Annotated in this window: 26 protein-coding genes; 11 read left to right on the top strand and 15 right to left on the bottom strand. The window is 31.7% G+C overall.

The genetic code is table 11. The features are described from left to right. Positions 1-2385: a TonB-dependent receptor domain-containing protein gene (locus GKZ86_RS09770; protein WP_154782927.1), complete on the top strand. Its 2385-nt coding sequence runs from the start codon at positions 1-3 to the stop codon at positions 2383-2385. Positions 2386-2544: 159 nt separating this feature from the next. Here the strand turns inward: GKZ86_RS09770 and GKZ86_RS09765 are convergent, their stop codons facing one another. Next, complete coding sequence (locus tag GKZ86_RS09765; protein ID WP_154782926.1) at positions 2545-3213, bottom strand: ZIP family metal transporter; 669 nt, start codon at positions 3211-3213, stop codon at positions 2545-2547. Between the two features lie 91 nt (positions 3214-3304). After that, complete coding sequence (locus tag GKZ86_RS09760; RefSeq protein WP_154782925.1) at positions 3305-4069, bottom strand: bifunctional 2-polyprenyl-6-hydroxyphenol methylase/3-demethylubiquinol 3-O-methyltransferase UbiG; 765 nt, start codon at positions 4067-4069, stop codon at positions 3305-3307. Between the two features lie 135 nt (positions 4070-4204). On the opposite strand from GKZ86_RS09760, the gene GKZ86_RS09755 reads away from it, so the two are divergent. The 3 genes from GKZ86_RS09755 (at position 4205) to GKZ86_RS09745 (ending at position 6399) form a co-directional block, all read left to right on the top strand. Then, positions 4205-5368 carry a class I SAM-dependent RNA methyltransferase gene (locus tag GKZ86_RS09755; RefSeq protein WP_154782924.1) on the top strand — a complete coding sequence of 388 codons (1164 nt, stop codon included), beginning with the start codon at positions 4205-4207 and terminating at the stop codon, positions 5366-5368. Between the two features lie 90 nt (positions 5369-5458). Continuing rightward, positions 5459-5695: a hypothetical protein gene (locus GKZ86_RS09750; protein WP_071637079.1), complete on the top strand. Its 237-nt coding sequence runs from the start codon at positions 5459-5461 to the stop codon at positions 5693-5695. Positions 5696-5706: 11 nt separating this feature from the next. Further along, the gene (locus tag GKZ86_RS09745) at positions 5707-6399 is read left to right on the top strand and encodes an aspartate/glutamate racemase family protein (RefSeq protein ID WP_154782923.1); all 693 of its coding nucleotides are present in this window, start codon (positions 5707-5709) and stop codon (positions 6397-6399) included. Between the two features lie 64 nt (positions 6400-6463). Here the strand turns inward: GKZ86_RS09745 and GKZ86_RS09740 are convergent, their stop codons facing one another. The 3 genes from GKZ86_RS09740 to rlmD are packed head-to-tail and all read right to left on the bottom strand — an operon-like array spanning position 6464 to position 9206. Continuing rightward, the gene (locus GKZ86_RS09740; protein ID WP_154782922.1) at positions 6464-7273 is read right to left on the bottom strand and encodes a DUF6048 family protein; all 810 of its coding nucleotides are present in this window, start codon (positions 7271-7273) and stop codon (positions 6464-6466) included. Continuing rightward, entirely contained in the window at positions 7245-7781 is a 537-nt protein-coding gene (locus GKZ86_RS09735; protein WP_154782921.1) for a DUF6452 family protein, read from the bottom strand. The genes GKZ86_RS09740 and GKZ86_RS09735 overlap by 29 nt, the downstream gene beginning before the upstream one ends. A gap of 12 nt (positions 7782-7793) precedes the next feature. Further along, the gene (gene rlmD, locus GKZ86_RS09730; protein ID WP_154782920.1) at positions 7794-9206 is read right to left on the bottom strand and encodes a 23S rRNA (uracil(1939)-C(5))-methyltransferase RlmD; all 1413 of its coding nucleotides are present in this window, start codon (positions 9204-9206) and stop codon (positions 7794-7796) included. A 227-nt stretch (positions 9207-9433) separates the two neighbouring features. On the opposite strand from rlmD, the gene GKZ86_RS09725 reads away from it, so the two are divergent. Then, positions 9434-10414 (top strand): HAMP domain-containing sensor histidine kinase, encoded by a 981-nt coding sequence (locus GKZ86_RS09725; protein WP_317173571.1) that lies wholly within the window; start codon positions 9434-9436, stop codon positions 10412-10414. On the opposite strand, the gene GKZ86_RS09720 is transcribed toward GKZ86_RS09725, so the two are convergent. The 6 genes from GKZ86_RS09720 to epsC form a co-directional block, all read right to left on the bottom strand. Further along, the gene (locus GKZ86_RS09720; RefSeq protein WP_154782918.1) at positions 10411-10857 is read right to left on the bottom strand and encodes a hypothetical protein; all 447 of its coding nucleotides are present in this window, start codon (positions 10855-10857) and stop codon (positions 10411-10413) included. The genes GKZ86_RS09725 and GKZ86_RS09720 overlap by 4 nt on opposite strands. A gap of 104 nt (positions 10858-10961) precedes the next feature. Then, positions 10962-11366: a hypothetical protein gene (locus GKZ86_RS09715; protein WP_154782917.1), complete on the bottom strand. Its 405-nt coding sequence runs from the start codon at positions 11364-11366 to the stop codon at positions 10962-10964. Positions 11367-11475: 109 nt separating this feature from the next. Next, positions 11476-11889, bottom strand: a complete 414-nt coding sequence (locus tag GKZ86_RS09710) for a hypothetical protein (protein ID WP_154782916.1) — start codon at positions 11887-11889, stop codon at positions 11476-11478. Between the two features lie 151 nt (positions 11890-12040). Next, a complete protein-coding gene (locus GKZ86_RS09705; RefSeq protein WP_154782915.1) occupies positions 12041-13027 on the bottom strand; it encodes an aldo/keto reductase in 987 nt (328 codons plus the stop codon). A gap of 142 nt (positions 13028-13169) precedes the next feature. Then, positions 13170-14057 (bottom strand): cysteine synthase CysM, encoded by an 888-nt coding sequence (gene cysM / locus GKZ86_RS09700; protein ID WP_154782914.1) that lies wholly within the window; start codon positions 14055-14057, stop codon positions 13170-13172. Then, complete coding sequence (epsC, locus tag GKZ86_RS09695; protein ID WP_194632486.1) at positions 14057-14848, bottom strand: serine O-acetyltransferase EpsC; 792 nt, start codon at positions 14846-14848, stop codon at positions 14057-14059. The genes cysM and epsC overlap by 1 nt, the downstream gene beginning before the upstream one ends. A 193-nt stretch (positions 14849-15041) precedes the next feature. On the opposite strand from epsC, the gene GKZ86_RS09690 reads away from it, so the two are divergent. Continuing rightward, on the top strand, positions 15042-15743 hold the full coding sequence (locus GKZ86_RS09690; protein ID WP_154782913.1) for a DUF1003 domain-containing protein: 702 nt from the start codon (positions 15042-15044) through the stop codon (positions 15741-15743). 15 nt (positions 15744-15758) lie between these two features. Here GKZ86_RS09690 and GKZ86_RS09685 read toward each other — a convergent pair whose 3' ends face one another. After that, entirely contained in the window at positions 15759-16043 is a 285-nt protein-coding gene (locus tag GKZ86_RS09685) for a DUF2752 domain-containing protein (RefSeq protein WP_194632487.1), read from the bottom strand. Between the two features lie 104 nt (positions 16044-16147). On the opposite strand from GKZ86_RS09685, the gene GKZ86_RS09680 reads away from it, so the two are divergent. Together GKZ86_RS09680 and GKZ86_RS09675 are read left to right on the top strand one after the other, a co-directional pair. Then, complete coding sequence (locus tag GKZ86_RS09680; RefSeq protein ID WP_154782912.1) at positions 16148-16333, top strand: hypothetical protein; 186 nt, start codon at positions 16148-16150, stop codon at positions 16331-16333. Beyond that, positions 16323-16874, top strand: coding sequence for a Smr/MutS family protein (locus tag GKZ86_RS09675; protein ID WP_154782911.1), 552 nt, complete (start codon positions 16323-16325; stop codon positions 16872-16874). Before GKZ86_RS09680 ends, GKZ86_RS09675 begins: the two co-directional genes overlap by 11 nt. 150 nt (positions 16875-17024) lie before the next feature. Here GKZ86_RS09675 and GKZ86_RS09670 read toward each other — a convergent pair whose 3' ends face one another. Next, positions 17025-18008, bottom strand: coding sequence for a hypothetical protein (locus GKZ86_RS09670; RefSeq protein ID WP_154782910.1), 984 nt, complete (start codon positions 18006-18008; stop codon positions 17025-17027). Between the two features lie 83 nt (positions 18009-18091). Between GKZ86_RS09670 and GKZ86_RS09665 the strand changes: the two genes are divergently transcribed. Then, positions 18092-19216 (top strand): cysteine desulfurase family protein, encoded by a 1125-nt coding sequence (locus tag GKZ86_RS09665; protein ID WP_154782909.1) that lies wholly within the window; start codon positions 18092-18094, stop codon positions 19214-19216. A gap of 78 nt (positions 19217-19294) precedes the next feature. Here the strand turns inward: GKZ86_RS09665 and GKZ86_RS09660 are convergent, their stop codons facing one another. Both GKZ86_RS09660 and GKZ86_RS09655 read right to left on the bottom strand, forming a co-directional pair. Beyond that, positions 19295-19855 carry an L-threonylcarbamoyladenylate synthase gene (locus GKZ86_RS09660; RefSeq protein ID WP_154782908.1) on the bottom strand — a complete coding sequence of 187 codons (561 nt, stop codon included), beginning with the start codon at positions 19853-19855 and terminating at the stop codon, positions 19295-19297. 22 nt (positions 19856-19877) lie between these two features. Further along, positions 19878-20708, bottom strand: a complete 831-nt coding sequence (locus GKZ86_RS09655; RefSeq protein ID WP_154782907.1) for a hypothetical protein — start codon at positions 20706-20708, stop codon at positions 19878-19880. 132 nt (positions 20709-20840) lie between these two features. Between GKZ86_RS09655 and GKZ86_RS09650 the strand changes: the two genes are divergently transcribed. Together GKZ86_RS09650 and GKZ86_RS09645 are read left to right on the top strand one after the other, a co-directional pair. Next, complete coding sequence (locus GKZ86_RS09650; protein ID WP_194632488.1) at positions 20841-22019, top strand: glycosyltransferase; 1179 nt, start codon at positions 20841-20843, stop codon at positions 22017-22019. A gap of 11 nt (positions 22020-22030) precedes the next feature. Next, on the top strand, positions 22031-23245 hold the full coding sequence (locus GKZ86_RS09645) for a glycosyltransferase (RefSeq protein WP_154782905.1): 1215 nt from the start codon (positions 22031-22033) through the stop codon (positions 23243-23245).

The raw sequence follows: 23245 nt of genomic DNA, 5'->3' as shown, positions 1-23245 counted from the left end.
ATGAAAAAAGCAAACCTCTTTATCTTTTTATTATTGCCTATATTTTGTTTGGCACAATCATTTAAATTAAAAGGAAAAATATCCAACGAAACATCTCCATTAGAATGGGCAGATATTTCAATTTCAAATTCAGAAGGAAAAATTATTGACGGTACAACTTCTAAACAAGATGGTACTTTTGAAATTAATCTTAAAAAAGGAGTTTATAAAGTTGGAATTAGCCTTTTGGGATTTACAGATTATGAAAAAGAAATTTCTTTAGAAAAAGATACTGATTTGGGAATTATTATTCTAAAAGAAAACGCAACTCATTTAGGAGAAGTTGTGATTCAGTCTAAAAAGAAAACCATTGAGCAAAAAACAGATCGTTTGGTTTATAATCTTGAAAATAATGTTACAACAGTTGGCGGCGATGCTTTAAGCGCCATTAATACGGCGCCAGGAGTTGTGGTGCAGAATAATACAATTAATATATTAGGAAAAGGGACTTCTCGTGTTATGATTGATGGAAGAATGATTGAATTGGTTGGAGAAGAACTGAATAATTTCCTGAAATCAATCTCGGCAAGTGACATTAAAAATATTGAAGTTATCAGTAATCCGCCGGCGAAATATGACGCTGAAGGAACTGGCGGATTGATTAATATTATTATGAAAAAAGGCGTTCGTGATTCCTGGAAAAATACCACAACAGTTTCTTACGATCAGAATAAATTTGGAATTTCTACTTTGAGAGATAATTTCTTCTATAATAAAAATAAGTTCAGATTTTCGGCCAGTGTAAATGCAAAAACGGGTTATTTGAATGCAACCGATGATTTAAAAATATATTTTCCTGACGGACTTTCGCATATGTACAGCGCAACAAAAGTAAAAACAGAAAATCTTTCGGGGAAATTAGCTTTAGATTATGATCTTTCTGAACGCACAACAATTGGCTTTCAGTATTTGAACGACAGAAATAATCCTGATTTTAAATCGCATATTAGAATTGATAATTATAATACTCAAAATCAATTGGATAATGTTACGCTGAATACTAGTTTTACTGATAGAGGATCAAAGAATCAAACTTATAATGCACATTTGATTACCAAAATAGATTCTTTAAAAAGAAAATTATCTGTTGATGTGGATTATTTTAACTACAGTTCAAAATTCGATCGAAATTTCGTTGCCAATAATTATACGCCAGAAATGATTTTTGTTGATGTAAATCAGTCAGGAAGAAATATTTCGAATCAGGATATTGATAACTGGAGTTTTAAGGCTGATATGGAGCATCCGTTTGAAGCGCTGAATTTATCTTATGGTGCGAAAATGAGTTTTACAAATAGTATAAGCGATGTACTTTATTATAATACAATTTCGGGAACTCCGGAATTAGATCCGAACCAATCTAACCGATTTAAATATACCGAAAATAATCAGGCGTTTTACATTAATGGGGATAAAAAATTCGGCTCAAAGTGGAATTTTCAAGTTGGATTAAGATTAGAAAATACGCAAACTAACGGATTTTCTGAAACGATGAATCAGGAAACGGAGAATAATTATTTGAAATTGTTTCCAACAGTTTACGCTTCTTACAAGAAAAATGAGAATAATACTTTTAGTTTGAATTACGGAAAAAGAATCAACAGACCTCGTTTTGATTTATTAAATCCGTTTCGAATTTATATTAATAGCAATAGTTATTCTGAAGGAAATCCGTTTTTAAGACCTTCGTTTAGTGATAATTTTGAGTTTGCATATTCTTATAAAGAAATCCTGAGAACTAGTGTTTTCGTTAATGCAATTACAAATGGTTACGGCGTTTTATTTACATCAAAACCGGAAACAAATACGCAAATTGTAACGCGTGACAACTATTTTAAAAGTTTAAATTACGGTATTGGAGAAACTTATTCAGCAAATTTTGCTGATTGGTGGTCAAGTGAAAACTCATTGTACTTTTTAGGCGCAAAAACCGAATTTATTAAGGACATTAATGCAACGCCATCAAATAGTTTACAAGTAGACTTTTCTACAAATAATACTTTTGTATTAGGAAAAACAACAAAATTGCAAATCGATTTTAGCTACAGTACGCCTTTTAAAAGTGGTTTGTATGAAATAGGATATACGTCGAGTTTTGATATTGGTTTTAAACAGGATTTGTTTAATAAAACGATGCAAATTGCATTTCTTGCAAATGATATTTTTAATACGTCTTACTTAAAAGATTTTACTTCGGTTGTAAATGGTGTAAAACAAGTGTATGATCAAAAGGAAAGTAACCGATTTGTACGTTTATCTGTGGTTTATAATTTTGGAAACAAAAAAATAAATGTAAAAGAACGCGCTTTTGGAAATCAGGATGAGAAAAAGAGAACGGGGAATTAATTATTAATTGTTAATTGTAAATTGTGAATGATGTTTTATCAGACTTGAAATTAGGAGTGTTACTATGATTCGGTATCCTAACAGGTTTTTTCAACCTGTTAGGTATGTTGAAGATGCTAAAGTTAATACCTAACAGGTTGAAAAAACCTGTTAGGAAATCTATAAAAAGAATGCCAATAGAATTCCGAGTACGATCATTGAAACTTTGGCAATATTAAATTTATGTCCTTCGCTGCTTTCGAAAATTATTGTAGATGAAATGTGAAATAAAATACCAATTACAATTGCGGTAATTTCCGTGTAATAATCATTTAAAATTGGTAAATATTGAGATGCAACTGTTCCTAGCGGCGTCATGATGGCGAAAGTCAGCATAAAAGCAAAAATGGCTTTTTTGTTTAAATCGGCATTGATGAAAAATGTGGTTAAAATCACAGCAATTGGCAAATGATGAATCGCAATTCCGATTGCTAAATCATGATGATGGCTAACAGGAAAGCCTTCTAAAAAAGCATGAATACAAAGGCTTATAAAAAGTAACCAAGGAATTTGTGACATTTTTGCATGTCCGTGAACGTGTCCGTGTTCTGCTCCTTTGGAAAAAAACTCTAAAATGATCTGAAATAAAATTCCGATCATAATAAACAAGCCAATTTTATGATTATGAGAACTATAAACTTCCGGCAGCAAATGCATAACCGTTAATGATAATAAAAATGAACCACTAAAGGCAAGCAGTAATTTTAAATTGGTTTTGTTATTTGGTTTTATAAACAAAGCCACACTATATCCTAAAAGTACAGAAAAGAAGGGTAGTAAATAGTTCATTCTTTATTGTTTAATCGTTGATTTGTTTAATCGGTTAATTGTTTTTTTGTTCAGCGTTTAAACGGTTAAACAATTAAACGATTCACCAATTTTATTTAAAAATCATGATTAATCGTTCGCTTTCGGTTTTATGGAATTTTTTGAGTTTGTAATCTCCAAAAATATCCAGTAGAAAAATACCGGCTTCAGCCATTAATTCTTCAAAGTCTTTTAAGGTTAAAGCTTTTACTTTTTCGGTAAAATGATATTTTCGGCCTTGATCTTCAAAATCTATTTCTTTCAAAATATGTCCGTCTTCAACATATCTTTTAATTTTAAAATCTATTCCGTCAACAATTTTATTTTCTTCAGGAACCAAAGTTTCAATTACCTGGTTTACGTTCATAAAATCGATCACTGCAAACCCGTATTCAGATAAACTTTCTTTAATCGCTTTAAGAGTCGTTAAGTTATCATCGTCACTTTCAAAATAGCCAAAACTTGTAAAAAGATTAAAAATAGCGTCGAACTTTTCTTCAAAAGGTTCGCGCATATCGTGTACTTTAAAATGCAGTGTTTCATTACTGTTTTTACTGGCTTCGGCAATACTGTTTTCAGACAAATCGGCGCCTAAAACATTAAAACCAAGTTGGTTTAAGTAAATAGAATGGCGTCCTTTTCCGCACGCCAAATCAAGTACTTTTGCTTTTTCGGGAAGATTAAGATAATGCGTAAGATTATCCATGAAAATCTGAGCTTCTCGGTAATTTCGGTCTTTATAAAGAATGTGATAATACGGAGTATCAAACCATGATGTAAACCAGTTTTCGGTGTTACGCTCCTGATTTGGTGTTGATGAGTTTGGTGCTTCAGACATTTATTCTATTTCAATTAATTCAAAGTACCGCAAATTTAGTGTATTTTTGCCGAAAAATAACTATTTCGCGACGATACCTGAATAAACGTTAGTATCGGTATGTGATTGGAGTTGTTTTTTAATACAAAAATAAAGATGGAAGAAAATTTTAGAATGATAGCCAAATGTTTTTTTGGCTTTGAAGAAATATTAGAACAGGAATTGCGCGCGCTTGGTGCTCAGGATGTAGAAAAAGGAGTGCGAATGGTAAGCTTTAAAGGGGATAAAGGTTTTATGTATAAGGCCAATTTATCGCTTAGAACGGCGCTTAAAGTATTAAAACCTATTTACTCATTTAGAGCTAACAATGAGCAAGCTTTATATAAAGGAATTTCGGGTATAAACTGGTCTAAATTACTGAATGCTAATCAAACTTTTGTGATTGATGCAACAGTGCATTCTACTTATTTTAATCACTCTGAGTTTGTTTCTCAAAAATGTAAAGATGCTATTGTTGATCAGTTTAGAGAAAGAACAGGACAACGACCAAGTATTGATAAAGCTTTTCCGGATTTACGAATCAACATTCATATTGATAAAGATCAGGTTTCTGTTGCTTTAGATACTTCTGGAAATTCGTTGCACCAACGTGGTTACAGAACGGCTACGAATATTGCGCCAATCAATGAAGTTTTGGCTGCAGGAATTTTATTATTATCAGGTTGGGAAGGGCAAAGTCACTTTTTGGACCCGATGTGTGGTTCCGGTACTTTTTTGGCGGAAGCTGCAATGATTGCTTGTAATATTCCGGCAAACATTAATAGAAAAGAATTTGCTTTCGAAAAATGGAAAGATTGGGATAATGATTTGTTCGAACAAATTGTAAACAGTCTGATGAAAAAAACGAAAGAGTTTCATTATACTATTAAAGGTTTTGATAAAGCGCCAAGTGCAGTAAACAAAGCCAAAGATAATATCAGAAATGCAAATTTAGAAGATTACGTTACGATTCAGGAAGAAAACTTTTTTGATACTGAAAAAGCAGTTGAAGGAAAGCTTCACATGGTTTTTAATCCGCCTTATGATGAGCGTTTGGATATTCACATGGAAGAATTTTACAAAAATATTGGAGATACACTTAAGAAAAGCTACCCGGGAACAAACGCCTGGTTTATTACAGCCAATCTTGAAGCCCTAAAATTTGTGGGATTAAAACCTTCAAGAAAAATAAAACTTTTTAACGCAAGCCTTGAAGCACGTTTGGTAAAATACGAAATGTACGAAGGAAGTAAGAGAACGAAATTTCAAGTTAACGAATAATAGGTACAAAGGTTCTGAGGTTCAAAGGTGCAAAGGAAAAACCTATGTCCCTTTGAACCTTTGTAACTTTGAACCTTAAAAAGAAAAAAAATGACAAAACTACAAGTAAGAGCTTTTTTATATCAATTAGGATGTTTCGCTATTCTATTTATTTTAGGTAGATTTTTAGTGGCAACTTATACAGGATTAACAGGACTTTGGATTCCGATGACGGCATTTATTGCTGCTACTTTGATATCGCCTAAATTTCAGGCAGTAAAAACGAAAGACGGTGAAAAGCTTTTTATGAAATGGATTTTTATAAAAGGAATTAGAGAAATCGGATAAATTGGTTATTTATGAGGATAATTGGACTTATTGGTGGAATTAGCTGGGTTTCGACTTCAGATTATTATAAGCTTATAAATCAGGGAATAAACGATAGACTGGGAGATCTTAATTTTTCAGAATGTTTGCTTTACTCTTTTAATTATGCTGATATTAAAAAGAATAACGAAAATAACGATTGGGATTCTACTTTTAACATGCTTTTAAAAGGGTGTCAGTTTTTAAAACAAGGCGGAGCAACTGCGATTGTTTTGTGTGCAAACACGATGCATTTTATCGCTGACCGACTTGAAGAAGCTATTGAATTACCGGTTATTCATATTGCAACTGCAACGGCTATCGAAATTCAAAAACAAGGATTGAAAAAAGTTGGTTTGTTAGGAACAAAATTTACAATGGAACTTGATTTCTTTAAAGATAAATTAATTGAGAAAGATATTGAGGTTGTTATTCCTGATAATAATGCTGACAGGGATTTTCTTCATACTACAATTTTTGAAGAATTAGGAAAAGGTATTGTAACTGATGCGACTAAAAAACGTTATTTAGAGATTGCAAACCAATTAATAAAAGAAGGAGCAGAGGGAATTATTTTAGGTTGTACCGAAATTCCGCTAGTTATTAAACCTGAAGATGTAACCGTTCCTGTTTTTGATACCGCAATAATACATTCTAAAGCGGCTGTTGATTTTCAATTGTCGTAAAATTTAATATAAAAAAAGCCCCGAATTTATGAATTCGGGGCTTTTTTGATTTTTATCTGAAAAATTACTTTTTAGGAGCAGCTTTCTTGATTTCCGGTACAATTATTTTTTTCTTGTAAATAGGAATAAAGTATGAAACGGTATAATTAAAACCAATTCCGAAATTACCATCATAAGTACGGTTAAAACCGGGAATATACAAATTATCAAAACCATCAGGCTTTGAATTAGCAACCAGAAGTTTTAACTGAACACCAAAACCTACAAATACATTATTAAAAACTTTTGCTTTTACACCGCCGGCAACTTCAAGCCATCCCGCTGTAAGTCCGTCGTATTTTTGTCCCACAACAATTGGAGGCTGTTCTCCCCAATATGGGTTTGCATTATAAATTTTATAACTGTTCAATTGTTGACTAAAGGTACTAAAACCGCCGCGTAAGCCAATGCTTATAACGTTTTCCATATCAAGCCAGTTGTCATATAAATTATAATCAAAACCTCCCTTAACATAAGTTCCTGTTGCACTAGAATTTAGTCTTAGATCATCAGTAGTTTTGTCTTCAAAACCAAGTTCTGCAGCTAAAAAATATTTTTTCGTTAAACGAAAATCTCCAACAATTTCAATTCCTTTATAATCTTTATCATATAAACCGCGTGTAAGTTTATATAAATCAACGCCTACGCGCAAACCATAACGATCTGTTTTTGGCGGAATAATAATGCTGTCGGTTTTTGTTTGCTGAACAACAGGCTTAGTTTTAGCCTTTGGCTTAACTTGAACGCTATCTTTTGTTACAGTTGTTTGGGCGTGAACCAAAAACATTGAAAACAATAGACAAGTACTAAAAATATACTTTAAGGTGTGTTTCATCTTCGAATTCAATATGTTTGTTTATTGGGGCAATATCCTGCATCCATATTCCGTCACCGGCAGGATCTGTTTGTATAAAAGGTACTTGATCATTTAGCTGAAAAATGGTTTTAAAACCACAAGCTCTCGATACATAAATATTTTGTCGTGTATAATCGAACTTTAATACATCAATATTAACAAGAGAAGCGTTAGTGTCTCCATAATTCAAAGTAAACTTATAAGTAACAGTATCAGCATCTGTTCTTAGAGGAAGACCAATCGAGTCAGCGTTAGTTATATATTTCTCATCATCAAGAGCACTTTCATTAAAAATAATTCCGTTAGGCTGATCTGCACCTTCTACTTTTAATCGCGTTACTTTTTTCTTTACAGTCGGATTATTAATATCGTAAAATGAAATTATTAATCGTGGCGTAGTTGGTGTAGCCGGATCACAAATATCATCTTTCTCGCAACTTGATAAGCCAAAAGCAAAGACTAATAAAAAAGCTATTATTTTTTTCATTTATAATTTTTGTTATCGAAGTTCTAAAAGTACAACATTTTCAACATGATGCGTTTGCGGAAACATATCAACTGGCCTAACACGTGTAACTTTGTATTTTTCGTCCATTAAAGCTAAATCACGTGCTTGTGTAGCAGAGTTACAGCTTACGTAAACTACTTTTTTAGGAGCAATTTTTAAGATCTGATCGATAACAGCAGCGTGCATACCATCTCTTGGCGGATCTGTAATAATAACATCCGGTTTGCCGTGTTGAGCAATGAAACTTTCGTTGAAAACCACTTTCATATCACCAACAAAAAACTCACAATTTGTAATATTATTGCGTTCTGCATTGGCTTTAGCGTCTAAAATAGCTTCTGGTACACTTTCTACACCAATTACTTTTTTTGCTTTTTTAGAAACGAATTGCGCAATAGTTCCGGTACCTGTATATAAGTCATAAACAGTTTCATCGCCAGTAAGTCCTGCAAAATCACGTGTTATTTTATATAATTCGTAAGCCTGATCAGAATTGGTTTGGTAAAATGATTTAGCATTAATGCTAAATTTTAAACCTTCCATTTCTTCCAGGATATAATCTCTACCTTTATATAGTTTAATATCCTGATCGTAAATTGTGTCGTTTTGTTTTGAATTTACAACATATTGTAATGAAGTAATTTGTGGAAATTTCTCGTATAAATGATCTAAAATCAATTCGCGATTTTTCTTGTCATTTTCAAAAAACTGAATCAAAACCATGATTTCGCCGGTCGAAGCAGTACGAATCATGAAAGTTCTTAATAAACCTGATTGTTCTCTTGGATTGAAAAAGGCTAAATTATGCTCGTTTGCAAAATCCCTGATTTCGTTTCTGATCGCATTTGAAGGATCTTCCTGTAAATAACATTTTTGAATATCGAGAATTTTATCCCACATTTTCGGAATATGAAATCCTAGTGCATTTCTGTTTCCTAAATCTTCTGTACTTCCAATTTCTTTTTCGGTTAACCAACGAGCGTTAGAAAACGAAAATTCCATTTTATTTCTGTAGAAAAACTGTTTTTCTGAACCCAAAATAGTTTCGAATTCAGGAAGCTCAACTTTTCCAATACGTTGTAAGTGATTTTTTACTTCATTTTGTTTGTAATACAACTGTTGGCTGTACTTCATATTTTGCCATTTGCATCCCCCACAAACTCCAAAATGATCGCAAATTGGTTCAATGCGATGTTCTGATAATTCGTGAAATTTTACTGCTTTGCCTTCATAATAGGCTTTCCTTTTTTTGAAAGTTTGAACGTCAACCACATCTCCCGGAACTACATTCGGAATAAATATTACTTTTCCGTCTGGAGCTTTCGCTACTGATACTCCTTTTGCCCCGGCATCAAGAACCTGAATTTGGTGAAAGACAACTTTGTCTGTATTTTTTCTTCCCATAGCGCAAAAATAAGGGTTTGTAAACTTTTATAAATTTAATTTTTAAAATATTTTATCAATTTTATCATTTTATTCCGTTTAGTCGGGTTTAAAAGGTAACTTTGTTTTTGCAAAATCCCAAATGCTACATTTTTAATCTATTGTATTGTTGTTTTTTTATGAAGTTGTATCACAAACTCTCACAAATTAGCTTTTTGAAGAAGAGCTACGCGTTCAAATTTTTATTTGTGGCATTTATTGGTATTCATATCCCTCTTATCGGAATTTTATTTTTTGTACTTTATTATAATACGAGTATTTCACCAACTTCTATTTTAATTTTTTCTTTAATAATGACTTTACTGGCTACTTTAATAACGCTTGTAATTTTAAATCAATTGATAAAACCTATTGCAATTGCATCAAAATCATTGAATGATTATAGAAATAAAAGAAGACTTTCTGTTTTGCCTACTGAATATACTGACGAAGCAGGTTTATTAATGTGTAATATTCAGGAATCTATTTATGAAGCTGAAAGTTTTATAAACGAAAAACAGGACTTGATTTACATGCTTTCGCATGATTTAAAGAATTTTGCAGGAAATCCTCAGGGTTTGGCAAAATTGATAATCGAAGAAAATCCATCAGAATCTGTAAAAGATCTTGCTGCTTTAATTTGCGAATCGACTGATTTGCAGTTTAGATATATTGATAATTTTATTAAATTATTGAATGAACAGGATCAGGTTGTAAAGATAAATCAGGAATTAAGAGTTGTTAATTTTCCTAATATTCTGCCATTTATTAATGAACAGGTTGAACAGCGCCTTTTAGATAAAAACATAAAACTAAGTGTAAATATAGAATTGGACGAAGCTAAACTTTGGATCGATGAAGGTTTACTGATTCAGGTTTTAGTTAATTTGATAAGTAACGCTATTAAATTTTCTTATTTTGATAGTGAAATCAATGTTAGGATTTTTGCTGAGAACGAAAAATTAACCATTACGGTTATCGATAAAGGTATTGGTTTTGATAAAGATCAGATTGATGAATTATTTAAGAAATTTACTAAAATGAGCCGATTAGGTACTGCAAAGGAAACTTCGACGGGAATTGGTTTGTATTTATGTAAAAAAATCATCGAAAGAAACAAAGGCGAATTGAACGCCTCAAGCGAAGGCAAAAACAAAGGAGCTGAATTTAGAATTGTATTCGAGGTTTAAATTTTCTTTCTTTTTATGATTTCATAATTGATAATCGTTAAAAAGTAAAAACAAGAATCGGCTGTAATTTTCCCCAGAATAATTCCGAAGAAGTAATTTCCACACAAAATTGGCATCCAGTACATGCAAAACGGGCGAACTATTAAAAAGTCTAAAATTGCAGGATATCCAAACTCTAAAACTAAGTTTTTTACTAACGAAAGGATTTCCCTAAAAGTTGTTTTTTTCTGAAGAAGTTTATTTTCTGATGCTAATTTTTTATAAGAAGAAAATAAAATTACACCGTAAAAAGCTAAATATTCTGCACAAGTAATCAAATAAGCAGTCGTTAGTCCGCTATAAATTTTGCTAAAAAGTGAAGTTGTCAAAGCGGCACTTGTACTCGCTAATTCGGCATATTTATAACGGTTAAACCATTCTTTAAAATTTGATTTTGTAAGCATTTTTTTTAAAGTTTCTAAGAGAGAAAGCTTCTAAGGTACTAAGTTTTATTTTAGATTTAAAACAAAAACAGTAATACCTTAGAGTCTTAAAAACTTTAATTATTCTAGAAAATGACGTGGTTGTAAGTTAGTGTAGGTTTTCCATTAACACAGTCAACTCCGGTTGGAGCAGATCGTATAGCACAATCATAAAGTAATTTCCATTTAGTCTCAAATGCTGTTTTTGCTTCCTGATATTTTTTTATTTTATCAAGAAATTCAGCTGTATTTATTTTTTTTGAATATAAAATATACCCAGCGTCTTCACCGCAACCATTTCTATCGAATTGAGTAAAAGCCCATTCTTCAGGGTTTGTGCAAGTTTGAGAATTGACTAATGAAAGCGTAATGATTTCATCATGCATTGTTTCGAGTTTTTGTGATTCTTTCTCTTTTGGATCATCATCATTGTTATTGCAAGAAGCAAATATCAAGCAAAGGGCAAATACAATAAAACTTAATTTTTTCATGGTTAATGATTTTATGGTTAGTTTTATTATTAGATGCTTTGATTCACAAATGGTTGCGTAGAGAAAAGTTTGGTATCTCAAAAACTTATATATACTTACAATCTCAGATTTAATTAGTCGTAAAACTTGCCAAACTAAATTGTAATGTAGGTTTTCCGTCTACACATGCAATGCTTGTTGGAGGAACTGAAACATTACAAACAGAGTATATTTTCCATTTAGTCTCAAATTCTACTTTGGCATCCTGATATTTTTTTACTTTATCAAGAAACTCAACTGTATTTATTTTTTTTGAATATGCAATATATCCTCCATCTCCGCCACATGCATTTCTATTGAGTAAAGTAAAACTCCATTCTTCAGGATTTGTGCAAGTTTGAGAGTTGACTAATGAAAGTGTAATGATTTCATTATGCATGGTTTCGAGTTTTTGAGATTCTTTTTCTTTTGAATCATCATCATTGTTACTGCATGAAGCAAATATTAAACAAAAAGCAAATACAATAAAACTTAATTTTTTCATGGTTAATGATTTTATGGTTAGTTTTATTATCAGATGCTTTGATTTATAAATGGTTGCGCAGAATAAAAACCAGATTCTCAAAAAAAAGCTTAGAACCTCAGTCCCGATCCTGAAGTGTCGGGACGGGATAGCGACTCAGAACCTTAAAAAGCTACCACAAATGATGCACAGAAGATTTAATATACTTTTCGTAAATTTTATTCATTGCTGAAATTTTTTCCGGCGTTAATTTCGGTAAATCATAAACGGATAAATTCGAAAGAACATGACTTTCTTTTGAAGCACCCGGAATAATACAACTGATATCTTCAAAACTCAAAATCCATTGTAAAGCGATAGGAGCAAGATTCGCAGTTTCCGGAAATAATGATTTTAATTCTTCAACAGCTTTTAGCCCTAATTCATAATCAATTCCAGAGAAAGTTTCGCCTTTATCAAAAGCATCTCCGTTACGATTGAAATTACGGTGATCTTGTGCTTCAAAAGTTGTTTTAGAATCAAATAAACCGGTTAAAAGTCCACTTGCTAAAGGAACTCTGGCAATAATTCCGATATCTTTTTTTCTTGCTTCGGAGAAAAATAATTGCGACGGGCGTTGACGAAACAAATTAAAAATAATCTGTACAGTCGTAACATTCGAATATTCGATGGCTTTTAAAGCTTCTTCTACTTTTTCAACGCTTACGCCCAGATTTAAAATCTTGCCCTGATCCTTTAAACGGTCAAACATTTCAAAAATTTCAGGTCGGTAAAAAACTTCAGTAGGAGGACAGTGCAGCTGAATAAGATCCAGTGTTTCTAATTTCATTCTTTTCAAACTGTCTTCAACATATTTCTGAAGCACTTTTGGCTGATATCCTTCACTCACATGCGGATTAATATGACGTCCACATTTTGTAGCGACATAAATGCGTTCAGATCTTGAGCGAACGACTCTTCCAACAGCAGTTTCGCTTAAACCATTTTCATAAACATCGGCAGTATCAATAAAATTTACGCCATTATCTATTGCTGTATTCAAAAGTTCATCTGCCGTTTTATCATCAAAAGCAGATCCCCATTTTCCTCCAACTTGCCAAGTGCCAAGGGAGATTTCAGATATATTGAAGTTTGTTTTTCCTAGTTTTCTGTAGTTCATTTCTTTTAGGTGCAAAGGTTCATAGGTGTAAAGGTGCAAAGGTTTTTTTTGAGGTTTAGAGTTGCAAAGGTTCACAGGTATAAAGTTTTTTACTCAGTTTAGAAATCTGTGTACCTTTGCATCTCTGAACCTTTGAACCTTCCTAGTCGAATAAATCCGAAGACAAATATCGATCGCCGCGATCGCAGATTACGGCTACAATAACGCCGGATTCTAATTGTTCGGCAATTTTTAGGGCAACGGCAACAGAACCACCGCTGCTCATTCCGGCGAAAACACCTTCTTCGAGTGCGAGTCTTTTAGTCATTTCTCTTGCTTCTTCTTCGCTTACATCTATAACAGAATCTACTTTAGAGGCATCAAAAATTTTCGGTAAATATTCCTGTGGCCATTTGCGAATTCCCGGAATCTGAGATCCGTCGCTTGGCTGTGCGCCTATGATTTGTATGGCAGGATTTTTTTCTTTTAAATAAGTCGAAGTTCCAATAATAGTTCCCGTTGTTCCCATTGCAGAAACAAAATGCGTTACAGTTCCTTCAGTATCATTCCAAATTTCAGGTCCGGTAGTTTTGTAATGTGCTTTCCAGTTATCATCATTCGCAAATTGATTTAACATCAAATAACCGCCTTCTGCGACTTTTTTGTCGGCATAGTCGCGTGAACCAATAATTCCTTCGCTGGCAGGCGTTAAAATCACTGTAGCACCATAAGCACGCATTGTTTGAGTTCTTTCTTTTGTAGAATCTTCCGGTAAAACCAATTCAATCTCTATTTGAAATAATTGTGCAATCATTGCAAGGGCAATTCCCGTATTTCCGCTTGTTGCCTCAATTAATTTGTCTCCTTTTTTTATGTCACCTCTTTCCAGAGCCGATGCAATCATATTATACGCCGCTCTGTCTTTTACGCTTCCACCAGGATTATTCCCTTCAAGTTTCAGTAAAAGTTTTACGTTTTTATTTTTAACCAAATTGACTGTTTCCATCAATGGTGTATTTCCAATTAGGTTTAGCAATTTCTGTGGACCCATTATTTAATTTCTTTAATTTTAACTTCAGTTGTAGTTGTGTTCATGACAATAGAACCATCGGGGATCGATTTTGTAACCCATGCGTTTCCGCCAATAATACTATTTTTACCAATAATAGTTTGTCCTCCCAAAATTGTCGCATTGGCATAAATGCATACATTTTTTTCTACGGTAGGATGACGTTTTGCGTTTTTCATTTCTTTACTTACGCTCAACGCGCCAAGCGTTACTCCCTGATAAATTTTCACATGTTTTTCGATTATGGTAGTTTCACCAATAACAATTCCGGTGGCATGATCAATAAAAAACGGAGAAGCAATTTTAGCTCCCGCATGAATATCAGTTCCCGTAATTCTATGGGCATATTCGCTCATCAATCGTGAAAATAATAGTAAATCAAGAAGATATAATTCGTGACTTAAGCGGTAAATAGCAATGGCATAAAAACCGGGATATCCCAAATAAACTTCATCAATACTGTTTGATGCAGGATCATTTTCCAGAATATATTCAGCATCCTGATTTAGTTTTTCTAAAACACCAGGCAGTTTCTCTAAAAAGCGGTCCCACATTGATCCGCATAAATTATTTGGTTTTTTGCAGGCTAAAACTGCAATTTCTTTAAAGCATATTTCGAGTTCGTCGATGCTTTCATCCAAAGCTGCATTAGAATCAAAAAGAGCGTAGAAAAGTTTTTCTGTAAAATCTTCTGTTTTAGTTTTGATTCCGTAATTAATATTTGAATGGCTTTTTAAAGCTTTTATATTTTGTATGATGAGATTTTTTGACACAATTTTAAAAATTGAATGGATAAATTTGAAACGTTAAAAGTAAGACGTTTTTTGTAAATAAAGGCACGAATTACCTAAAGAAATTTTGTTTTGAGGATTGTATTTGTGATAAAATAAAAGAATTTAGAGCCTAATAATTTATATGATTCTTAAGAAGTTAAATGCGTAAATTCGCTTATAAAACAAATTGAAAATGAAAAACGATCCGACTTTTAAAAGTTCTATTTCTAACCTGTCTTTTCCTTCAAAAGAAAAAGTTTCAGGAAAATCTATTCACGATCCAATTTTAGGACTTATTATTAAGGACCATCCTTCTTTTTGCGATGATGATTTTATTGCCGTAAAAGAGCTTAATTCTTATCGTCAGAAATATGTTTCGAATTATTTATCTACTGAAATCGGGGCACTTTCAGATCTTGAAAAAAGTGTAATCGAATCTTTAAAAGAAGATAAATCGATTGTAAGTATTGTTGAAGACGAAGAGGAGACTAGAAATTTTGGTCAAAAAATTGCTGATAAGGTGGCAAACTTTGGTGGAAGCTGGACTTTTATAATTTCATTTTTACTTTTTATCGTTCTTTGGATTGGTTCGAATGTTTATATTTTGGTCAATAAAGGATTTGATCCGTACCCGTTTATTTTACTGAATTTGATTTTATCTTGTATTGCAGCTTTGCAGGCTCCGGTTATTATGATGAGCCAAAATCGTCAGGAAGAAAAAGATCGAAACCGTGCCAAAAAAGATTATATGATTAACCTGAAATCTGAATTAGAAATTAGAATGATTCATGATAAAATTGATCATTTGATTATGCATCAGCAACAAGAATTAATCGAAATTCAGAAAGTGCAAATCGAAATGATGAATGATATTTTAAACCAGATTAAGAAATAATTTGAGCTTTAAAAATCAAAAATAAAAGTGTTTGAAGTAATATCCAACAATCATAAATAATCCATTTATGGCTGCTAAAATCCAAAGCGTTTTTTGATGATTTTGTGATTTATTGAAAAGATAAAAAGCTCCAAATCCTAAAAACAAAAGTGTAGAATAAAGTGCCGGATACATCTTAAAAGCGGCAAAAAAGTCACCTTTAAAAAGTAAGAATAATGCGCGTTGAAAACCACAGCCCAGACATTCAATTCCGAACAGTTTTTTGAATAAACAAGGCAGCATGAATTTCTCTAAAGTCACAACTTTATTTTTTACAATTTTACGAAAAAATATTCGATAACATTTCAAGAGGTGAGAACTAGTATTTTAAAGTTTCATACTTTTGAATTCTTATACTTTAAAATATGAAAGCTTTTAAAATTTTAATAATGATTCTTGCAATTTCAGTTGCGCTATATGAGCAGGTTTCAGCAGAAAAAAATATCTATATTATGGTTATTGCGATTGCGGTTTTCATGTATGGAATGATGCAGTTGAGTGCAAAAACACCAAGTAAAAATCAGGAAAAAGAAGAACAGGATGCTGACTAAAGGAGATAAGGTTTCGGTTTTAGACGAGGCTATAAACGGAACAGTGATTTCAGTTAAAAACAAAGAAGTTTTGATTGAAACTGAAGATGGATTTATGATGACATTTTTTGTCAACGAATTACTTAAAATACAAGATTCCAGTAATTTAATGAATTCTATTAAAAGAATTAATGTAGATGAGATTACAAAAGAAAAAACAGAGCCAAAACCAAGAAGTTTTGTAAAAGAAAAGAAGGATAAACGCGAAATTGCTGCTCCTGAATTTGATTTGCATATTGAAAAACTGGTTCCTAATAAACGCGGAATGTCAAATTATGATATCCTGACTTTGCAAACGGAAACGGCAAAAAGACATATTGAATTTGCTATCAGAAATCGTATTCCCAAAATTGTTTTTATTCACGGAGTTGGCGAAGGAATTCTAAAAGCTGAACTTGATTTTTTATTAGGCCGTTACGACGGATTGGATTTTCAGGATGCCAATTATCAAAAATATGGCTTAGGCGCAACTGAAGTTTATTTTAGACAAAATAATAAATAAGCATTTTTTTGAAGGTTGAAAAGTTCAAAAAAAGGCATAAAAAAACGTCCGTTTTCAAGCCTAATTTCATATTGAATTAGAAAGAAAACGGACGTTTTTTTTGTAAGAAAAATAAATTCTGTGATTTTAAAAAAATCAGATATAAATTATTTAGGGTGTAGCTACTGTAGAGAATGATCCAATCGCAAAACTATCTCCTAATTTAAAGCTGCTATTTCCTTTTGCAAGCGTTACATTTTTAAGAACAATAGTGTGCAAAAATGTATTTGGTCCGTTGGTAGTTGTAGTTACTTCTATATAGCCACTTACATTTGCAACACCGTCAACTCCAGCCCATGTTTCTCTTAAAGTTGGTGTAGAAGGAACAGGCGTTTTACAGAAATAATCGGCGTTTAAAGTACTATTATAAACTCGGTATAAAAGTTTGTTTTTCGTAGAACTTATTACTGCTGTTCTTGGTGTATTTAGAGGAGTAACAGTATTTTGAATTAAACTAGCATCTACATCATCAATTGTTATGGATGCTCCCGAAATTATAAAATTATAGATTTGCCCAGATGTAGAACATTGTGCTGCTGTGTCATCAAAAGCTAAATCTAATGTATTTGTAACTCCTGTCGCAAAATCACCAAATTTTATTTCAGGTACTGTTACATCAACGCCATTAACTGCATAAGTAACATTTTTAATAGAAATATTATGGTTGTATCCTGTAATTCGGTTACCATTGCCAGTTGCATTTGGGGTATGAGTTGCTGTTGTTGTAATTTCCATTAACCCTGATTTTGCATACCATTCATTGATGATTTTAGGAGTAGCGGGCGGAATTAAACTACAAATATCTGTACCTGTTATTGCTCCATCATAACCTCTGTAAACCAATCGGTAACTTGTATTGTCAATATTATGTTGATCCGGAACATTGAGTGGTGTTTCATCCTCTGTAAAAGTACCTTCGGGCACTTGTAATAATAATGATTCCTGGCTTTTAAGTTTATAAACTAAAAGATTATCTGTCGTACAATTTTTTGCTTCAACAGTTTCAAAATCTATTTGTTCAACAGTTATATCACCATCATCGCAACCATTTAATAAAAGTGCGAATAACAGTAGGCTTGCATATTTTCTCATCATAATTTTATTTGGGTCAAAAATAGTGAAAAATTTGGCAAATGATATTTAAGAATAGACAATTGATATTTCTTAACTTTGTCCCGATGAAAAAAGTATATCTCGATAACGCCTCAACTACAGCCATGCGACCTGAAGTTATTCAGGAAATAACAAAAGTTATGACTGAAGATTTTGGTAATCCGTCTTCTACACATAGTTTTGGACGTAATGGAAAAACCATTTTAGAACTTTCAAGAAAAAGTATTGCTAAACATTTAAACTGTTCTGCACAGGAAATTATTTTTACTTCAGGAGGAACTGAAGCTGATAATTGGATTCTTCGTTCTGCTGTAAAAAATCTTAAGATTGAACGCATTATTACGACGAAAATAGAGCATCATGCGGTTTTACATAGTGTTTTAGTATTAGAAGCTGAGTTTGGTATTCAGGTAGATTATGTAAAGATAAATCATGACGGGAGTATTGATTTAACACATTTATCAAATCTATTGTCTGAAGATAAAAAGACAATAGTGAGTTTAATGCACGTAAACAACGAAACAGGAACGATTTTAGATCTTGAGAGGGTTAGTGTTATTTGCAAGCAATATAATACCTTATTTCATTCGGATACGGTTCAATCTGTTGGAAAAACGGAAATTGATCTTCAAAAAACGCCTATTGACTTTATTGTCGCGAGTGCACATAAATTTCACGGACCAAAAGGTGTTGGTTTTGCATTTGTTCGTAAAAACTCAGGTTTACAGCCTTTGATTTTTGGTGGAGAGCAGGAAAAAGGACTTCGCGCAGGAACTGAAGCGGTGCATCAAATTGCCGGAATGGCAAAAGCATTGTCTATTTCTTATGAAAATTTAGATGAGGAAAGAACGTATATTTCAGGTTTAAAAACATATCTTATTGATCAGCTTGAAATTCATTTTCCGGGATTTAGAATCAATGGAAAAAAAGAAGATTTCTACAATATTATCAATATTATTTTACCTTTTTCTGAAGATAAAACTTCGATGTTATTGTTTAGTTTAGATATGAAAGGTATTGCAGTTTCAAGAGGAAGTGCATGTCAGTCTGGAAGCATAAAACCTTCTCATGTTTTAAAAGAAATGCTTTCGGAGGCTGATTTAAAATTACCCAATCTCCGAATTTCATTTAGCCATTACAATACCAAAGAAGATATTGATTGGTTGATTCAAAGTTTGAAAACTTTATAAGGTTCAGAGTAGCAAAGGTTCAAAGATTTTTTTCTTGCAGATTTTAAAATTCTAAACTCTAAAATCTGCAATCTAAAATTACTTACGTATTACTTTTACCTGCGAATCATTTGTCAACTTTATGATTGTTGAAGGTTTTCCGGCAATTTTATCCTGATTTAATTTTACTACGTAATCAACTCCTTTGATAATTTCAGGATTAATATCTTTGAAAGCGATAGGAGTAGGCTGTCCCGAAATATTAGCCGATGTTGAAACTAAAGGCTTTTTCATTCGCTCTAATAGTTTAAAGCAAAAAGGTTCTTTTACGATTCTAACTGCAAGTGAATTATCAGCTGCAATGATGTTTTTAGCGACATTTCTGGGCTCGTCAAGAATTAAAGTTGTTGGTTTTTCAGATAAATCCAGAATTTGCCAGGCTACTTCAGGAATGTTTTTAAATACATTATACATCATCTTTTCACCATTCATCAAAACAATCATACTTTGAGTTTCTGCACGTTGTTTCAGTTTATATATTTTGGCAATAGCTTCAGGATTGGTAGCATCGCAGCCAATTCCCCAAACTGTGTCCGTTGGGTATAAAATGATTCCGCCTTCTTTAATGATTTCGTAAGCGTTATGTATTTCTTCGTTCATGATCTGGGTATTAAATTCTTTTTTATTTTTTGCTTTGAATATTTAAAACATTTTTAATTTTCAAAAATATAAGTTTTATTTTTCTTTTCTTTCTGTTTAAATATTTGGTCAATATACTTTTATTGTCCCAATTACTTTGAAAAATAACACCTAAATAGACCTTCTTTAATTTTTCGATGTTATAAAACCTTTTTTCTATTAAAAATTGTTTCTTATAATGATAGACTTTGAAAAGACCTTCTATTGGATAAATCGGAATTAGATTTGTTTTTAAAAGGTATTCTCCATAAATAATAGTTTCTGAAGGAGGTGAATCAACTTCTATTTCATTCATAAAATCTTCAAAAGATATATTTTTTGAAGCCAAAAAGGTTTCGTTAAAATCTTTCCACACAGCACAAGACCATAAATATGGAGAAGGTCCGTAATCCCATATTTTATTATGTTCATTGCCAATTAATTTTTGTGTTACAGTTGATGCATTTTTAAAAAAAACTGTGTCTGAATCTAAATCGATCTGATTAACCATTTCCAGAAAAGGCTTAGATTCATGCATAATTGTATAAGGCGTGTTTTCATCAAATAGAAAATCACTTTTTCTAAACGGAGTTATGAATTCACTATCAGAATCAATACAAAGATAGTTTTTACAAATATTTAATCTGTAAAATTTACTTTTTATTACTTGTTGGTATCTCCAGGGATCTTTTATATCACATTTGTAGATGTCAGAATCATTAAGCAGGTTTAATTCAGGATCAGTATTTTTTGCTAAAAAGTAATCGTAATCACGATCGTTTATTGCAATATAAACAGGAATTTTATCGATATTAAAATTTTTTATCGATTTCATTAATTTTTTATAGGAAACATAATCGTCTTTATATGTTTTTATTAAAATAGCAATATCAAGCATATTATTTTGATAGAATTTTTTGAAATGTTAAAAATAGTTTATTTTTGTAATTTAATATATTTCCTACTAATGAAAATTTTATATTTCTACCCTGAGAACCCATTATCTTATAGCCAGGGAAACAATTCCAGAGCTTTAGCATTGCTTAACTACTTTAAAATCAGAAACTTTTACGTTGATCTTGTGGCAGAAAAATCAGAAGCCTTCGAAGAAGGATCACTTGTTAAATTGAAAAACGAAAAATTAATTAATGATGGATTTCTTTTAAATAGATATAATAAAACGGATAATCGTCTTCATTATTATTTTGATTATTCTTTTCCGAGACAAATAAATAAGCAGCTTGGAAATATTATTAGAGATTTTGACCGAACCCAATATGGTTATAAAGAACAATTTTTAAAAATAGTAAATGATAATAACTACGATATTATAATAATTTCCTATGCTTATTGGGTACCACTTTTAGATAAAGTGATTAAGGCAAAGAACTCAAAATGGATTATTGATACACATGATTTTTTAACATCACAATTTCAGTCTAATAAAAAATTTGTTTTAGATCAATATTTTAAAACTGAAATCAATCTGATGCAGAAATTTGATAATATTTGGGTAATTTCAAACGAAGAAAAATATCTCTTTTCTCAATTTATAAAGAGTCCGGTAAGTTTGGTTACTCATGGTTTGCCTAATAATGTTGAAACTTCAGCCAAAACAGAAAAAACAATTGATATAACGTATGTTGCCAGTGAAAATTTTCATAATATAAAATCGGCAGAATGGTTTTTTACTGAGGTTTATCCAACATTGCCAAAAAATATACGAATCACTGTAGTAGGCAAAATCAACAATCATATTCCAAAATTTGAAAATGTTCAAAATTTATCATTTATAGAAGATTTAGATGATATTTATAATAAAACCAAAATTACAATCTGCCCAATGTTGTCTGGTACCGGTGTAAAAATAAAAGTTATAGAATCTTTATCGCACGGGATTCCGGTTGTATGCACTGAAAGAGGCGTCGATGGTTTGTTGAATAAAATAAATAATGGATGTCTGGTAACGAACAATCCTTTATTGTTTTCGCAGTATATTTGTAAACTTTTGGATGATAAAGATTTTTATAATAAAAACCATTTAGAGGCTAAGAATTTTTTTGAAGAAAATTTTGACGTCAAGAAAACATACGAGGTGCTAGATAATATTTTTCTAACTAACATCCAATCAAATACAACAGCATAATTCAACAAAAAATGTTTAAATCAATTAAGTTATATTTTAGATTAAAATCGTTGGCTAAAAGGCTAAAAAAAGAAAACAAGCAAATTGACTTTACAGCAAATTTAAAATACAATACAAATGTTATTATAGTCGATATTAAACTGCCAGAGTATGATAAAGATTCAGGATCAAGACGATTAACAGAAATTATAAAATTACTTATTGCAAATAAAATAGGTGTTTTTTTGCTGGCTGATTTTAAGGAACATCGTTTTACAACCAATTATGTACAGTATTTTAAAGATTTAGGCGCTGTAGTTTATGAACCAAGTGTTGATAAATCTGGGAAATTAGTTACCAAAAATGATTTTATAAAGCAAGTTCTTCCTTTTGCAAGTTTTGCCTGGCTACACAGGCCTGAAATTTTTGCAAAATATTATCCAATTGTTAAGGAAAATAAACCGTCAATAAAAGTCTTTTTTGATATGGTTGATTTTCACTATTTAAGATTCAAAAGACAATTTGAATTGATAGGAGATCCTGAAATAATGAAAGAAGCTGATCAATACTTGAAACTAGAGCTTGATAATTGCCAAAAAGCAGATAAAATCATCGTAATATCTGATGTTGAAAAAGAAACTTTAAAGGAATTTTACAATCAGGATTCTAAAATAATCAGTATTGGAAATATTCATCAATATATAGAAAATGAAAAATCGGTTTCATTTGAGGATCGAAAAGATTTATTATTTATTGGAGGTTTTGACCACAAACCAAATGTTGATGCTGTACATTATTTAGCAGAAGAAATTATGCCTTTATTATGGCAATCAAATCCTGAAATTTCGATTTCTATAGTAGGAAGTAATGCTCCTGATTCGATAGTAAATTTGAATTCTGATAAATTCAAAATTGTTGGCTATGTAGAAGAAGTTTCTTCGTATTTTTTAAACTCACGTATTTTCGTTGCACCATTGCGATACGGAGCCGGAATTAAAGGCAAAATAGGGCAGAGTTTAGAATTTGGCTTACCATTGGTTACAACTGATATTGGAGCAGAAGGTTTTGATTTTGAAGAAAACAGAAATAACATTGTTGGAAATACAAGTGAGGAAATTGTTGATAATATACTTTTGCAGTACCAAAACAAAGAAGTATGGGAAAAAATAAGTGCCGATTCAAAAAAGGTTATTGAACCTTTTTCAACTCAAACGATCGAACAAAAAATAATAAGTTTAGTTCAATAA

Origin of the sequence: Flavobacterium sp. LC2016-13 (assembly GCF_009707955.1) — a bacterium.
Classification (GTDB): Bacteria; Bacteroidota; Bacteroidia; order Flavobacteriales; family Flavobacteriaceae; genus Flavobacterium.
The sequence above is the reverse complement of the archived record's forward strand: the minus strand, read 5'-3'. Positions and strand labels throughout refer to the sequence as shown.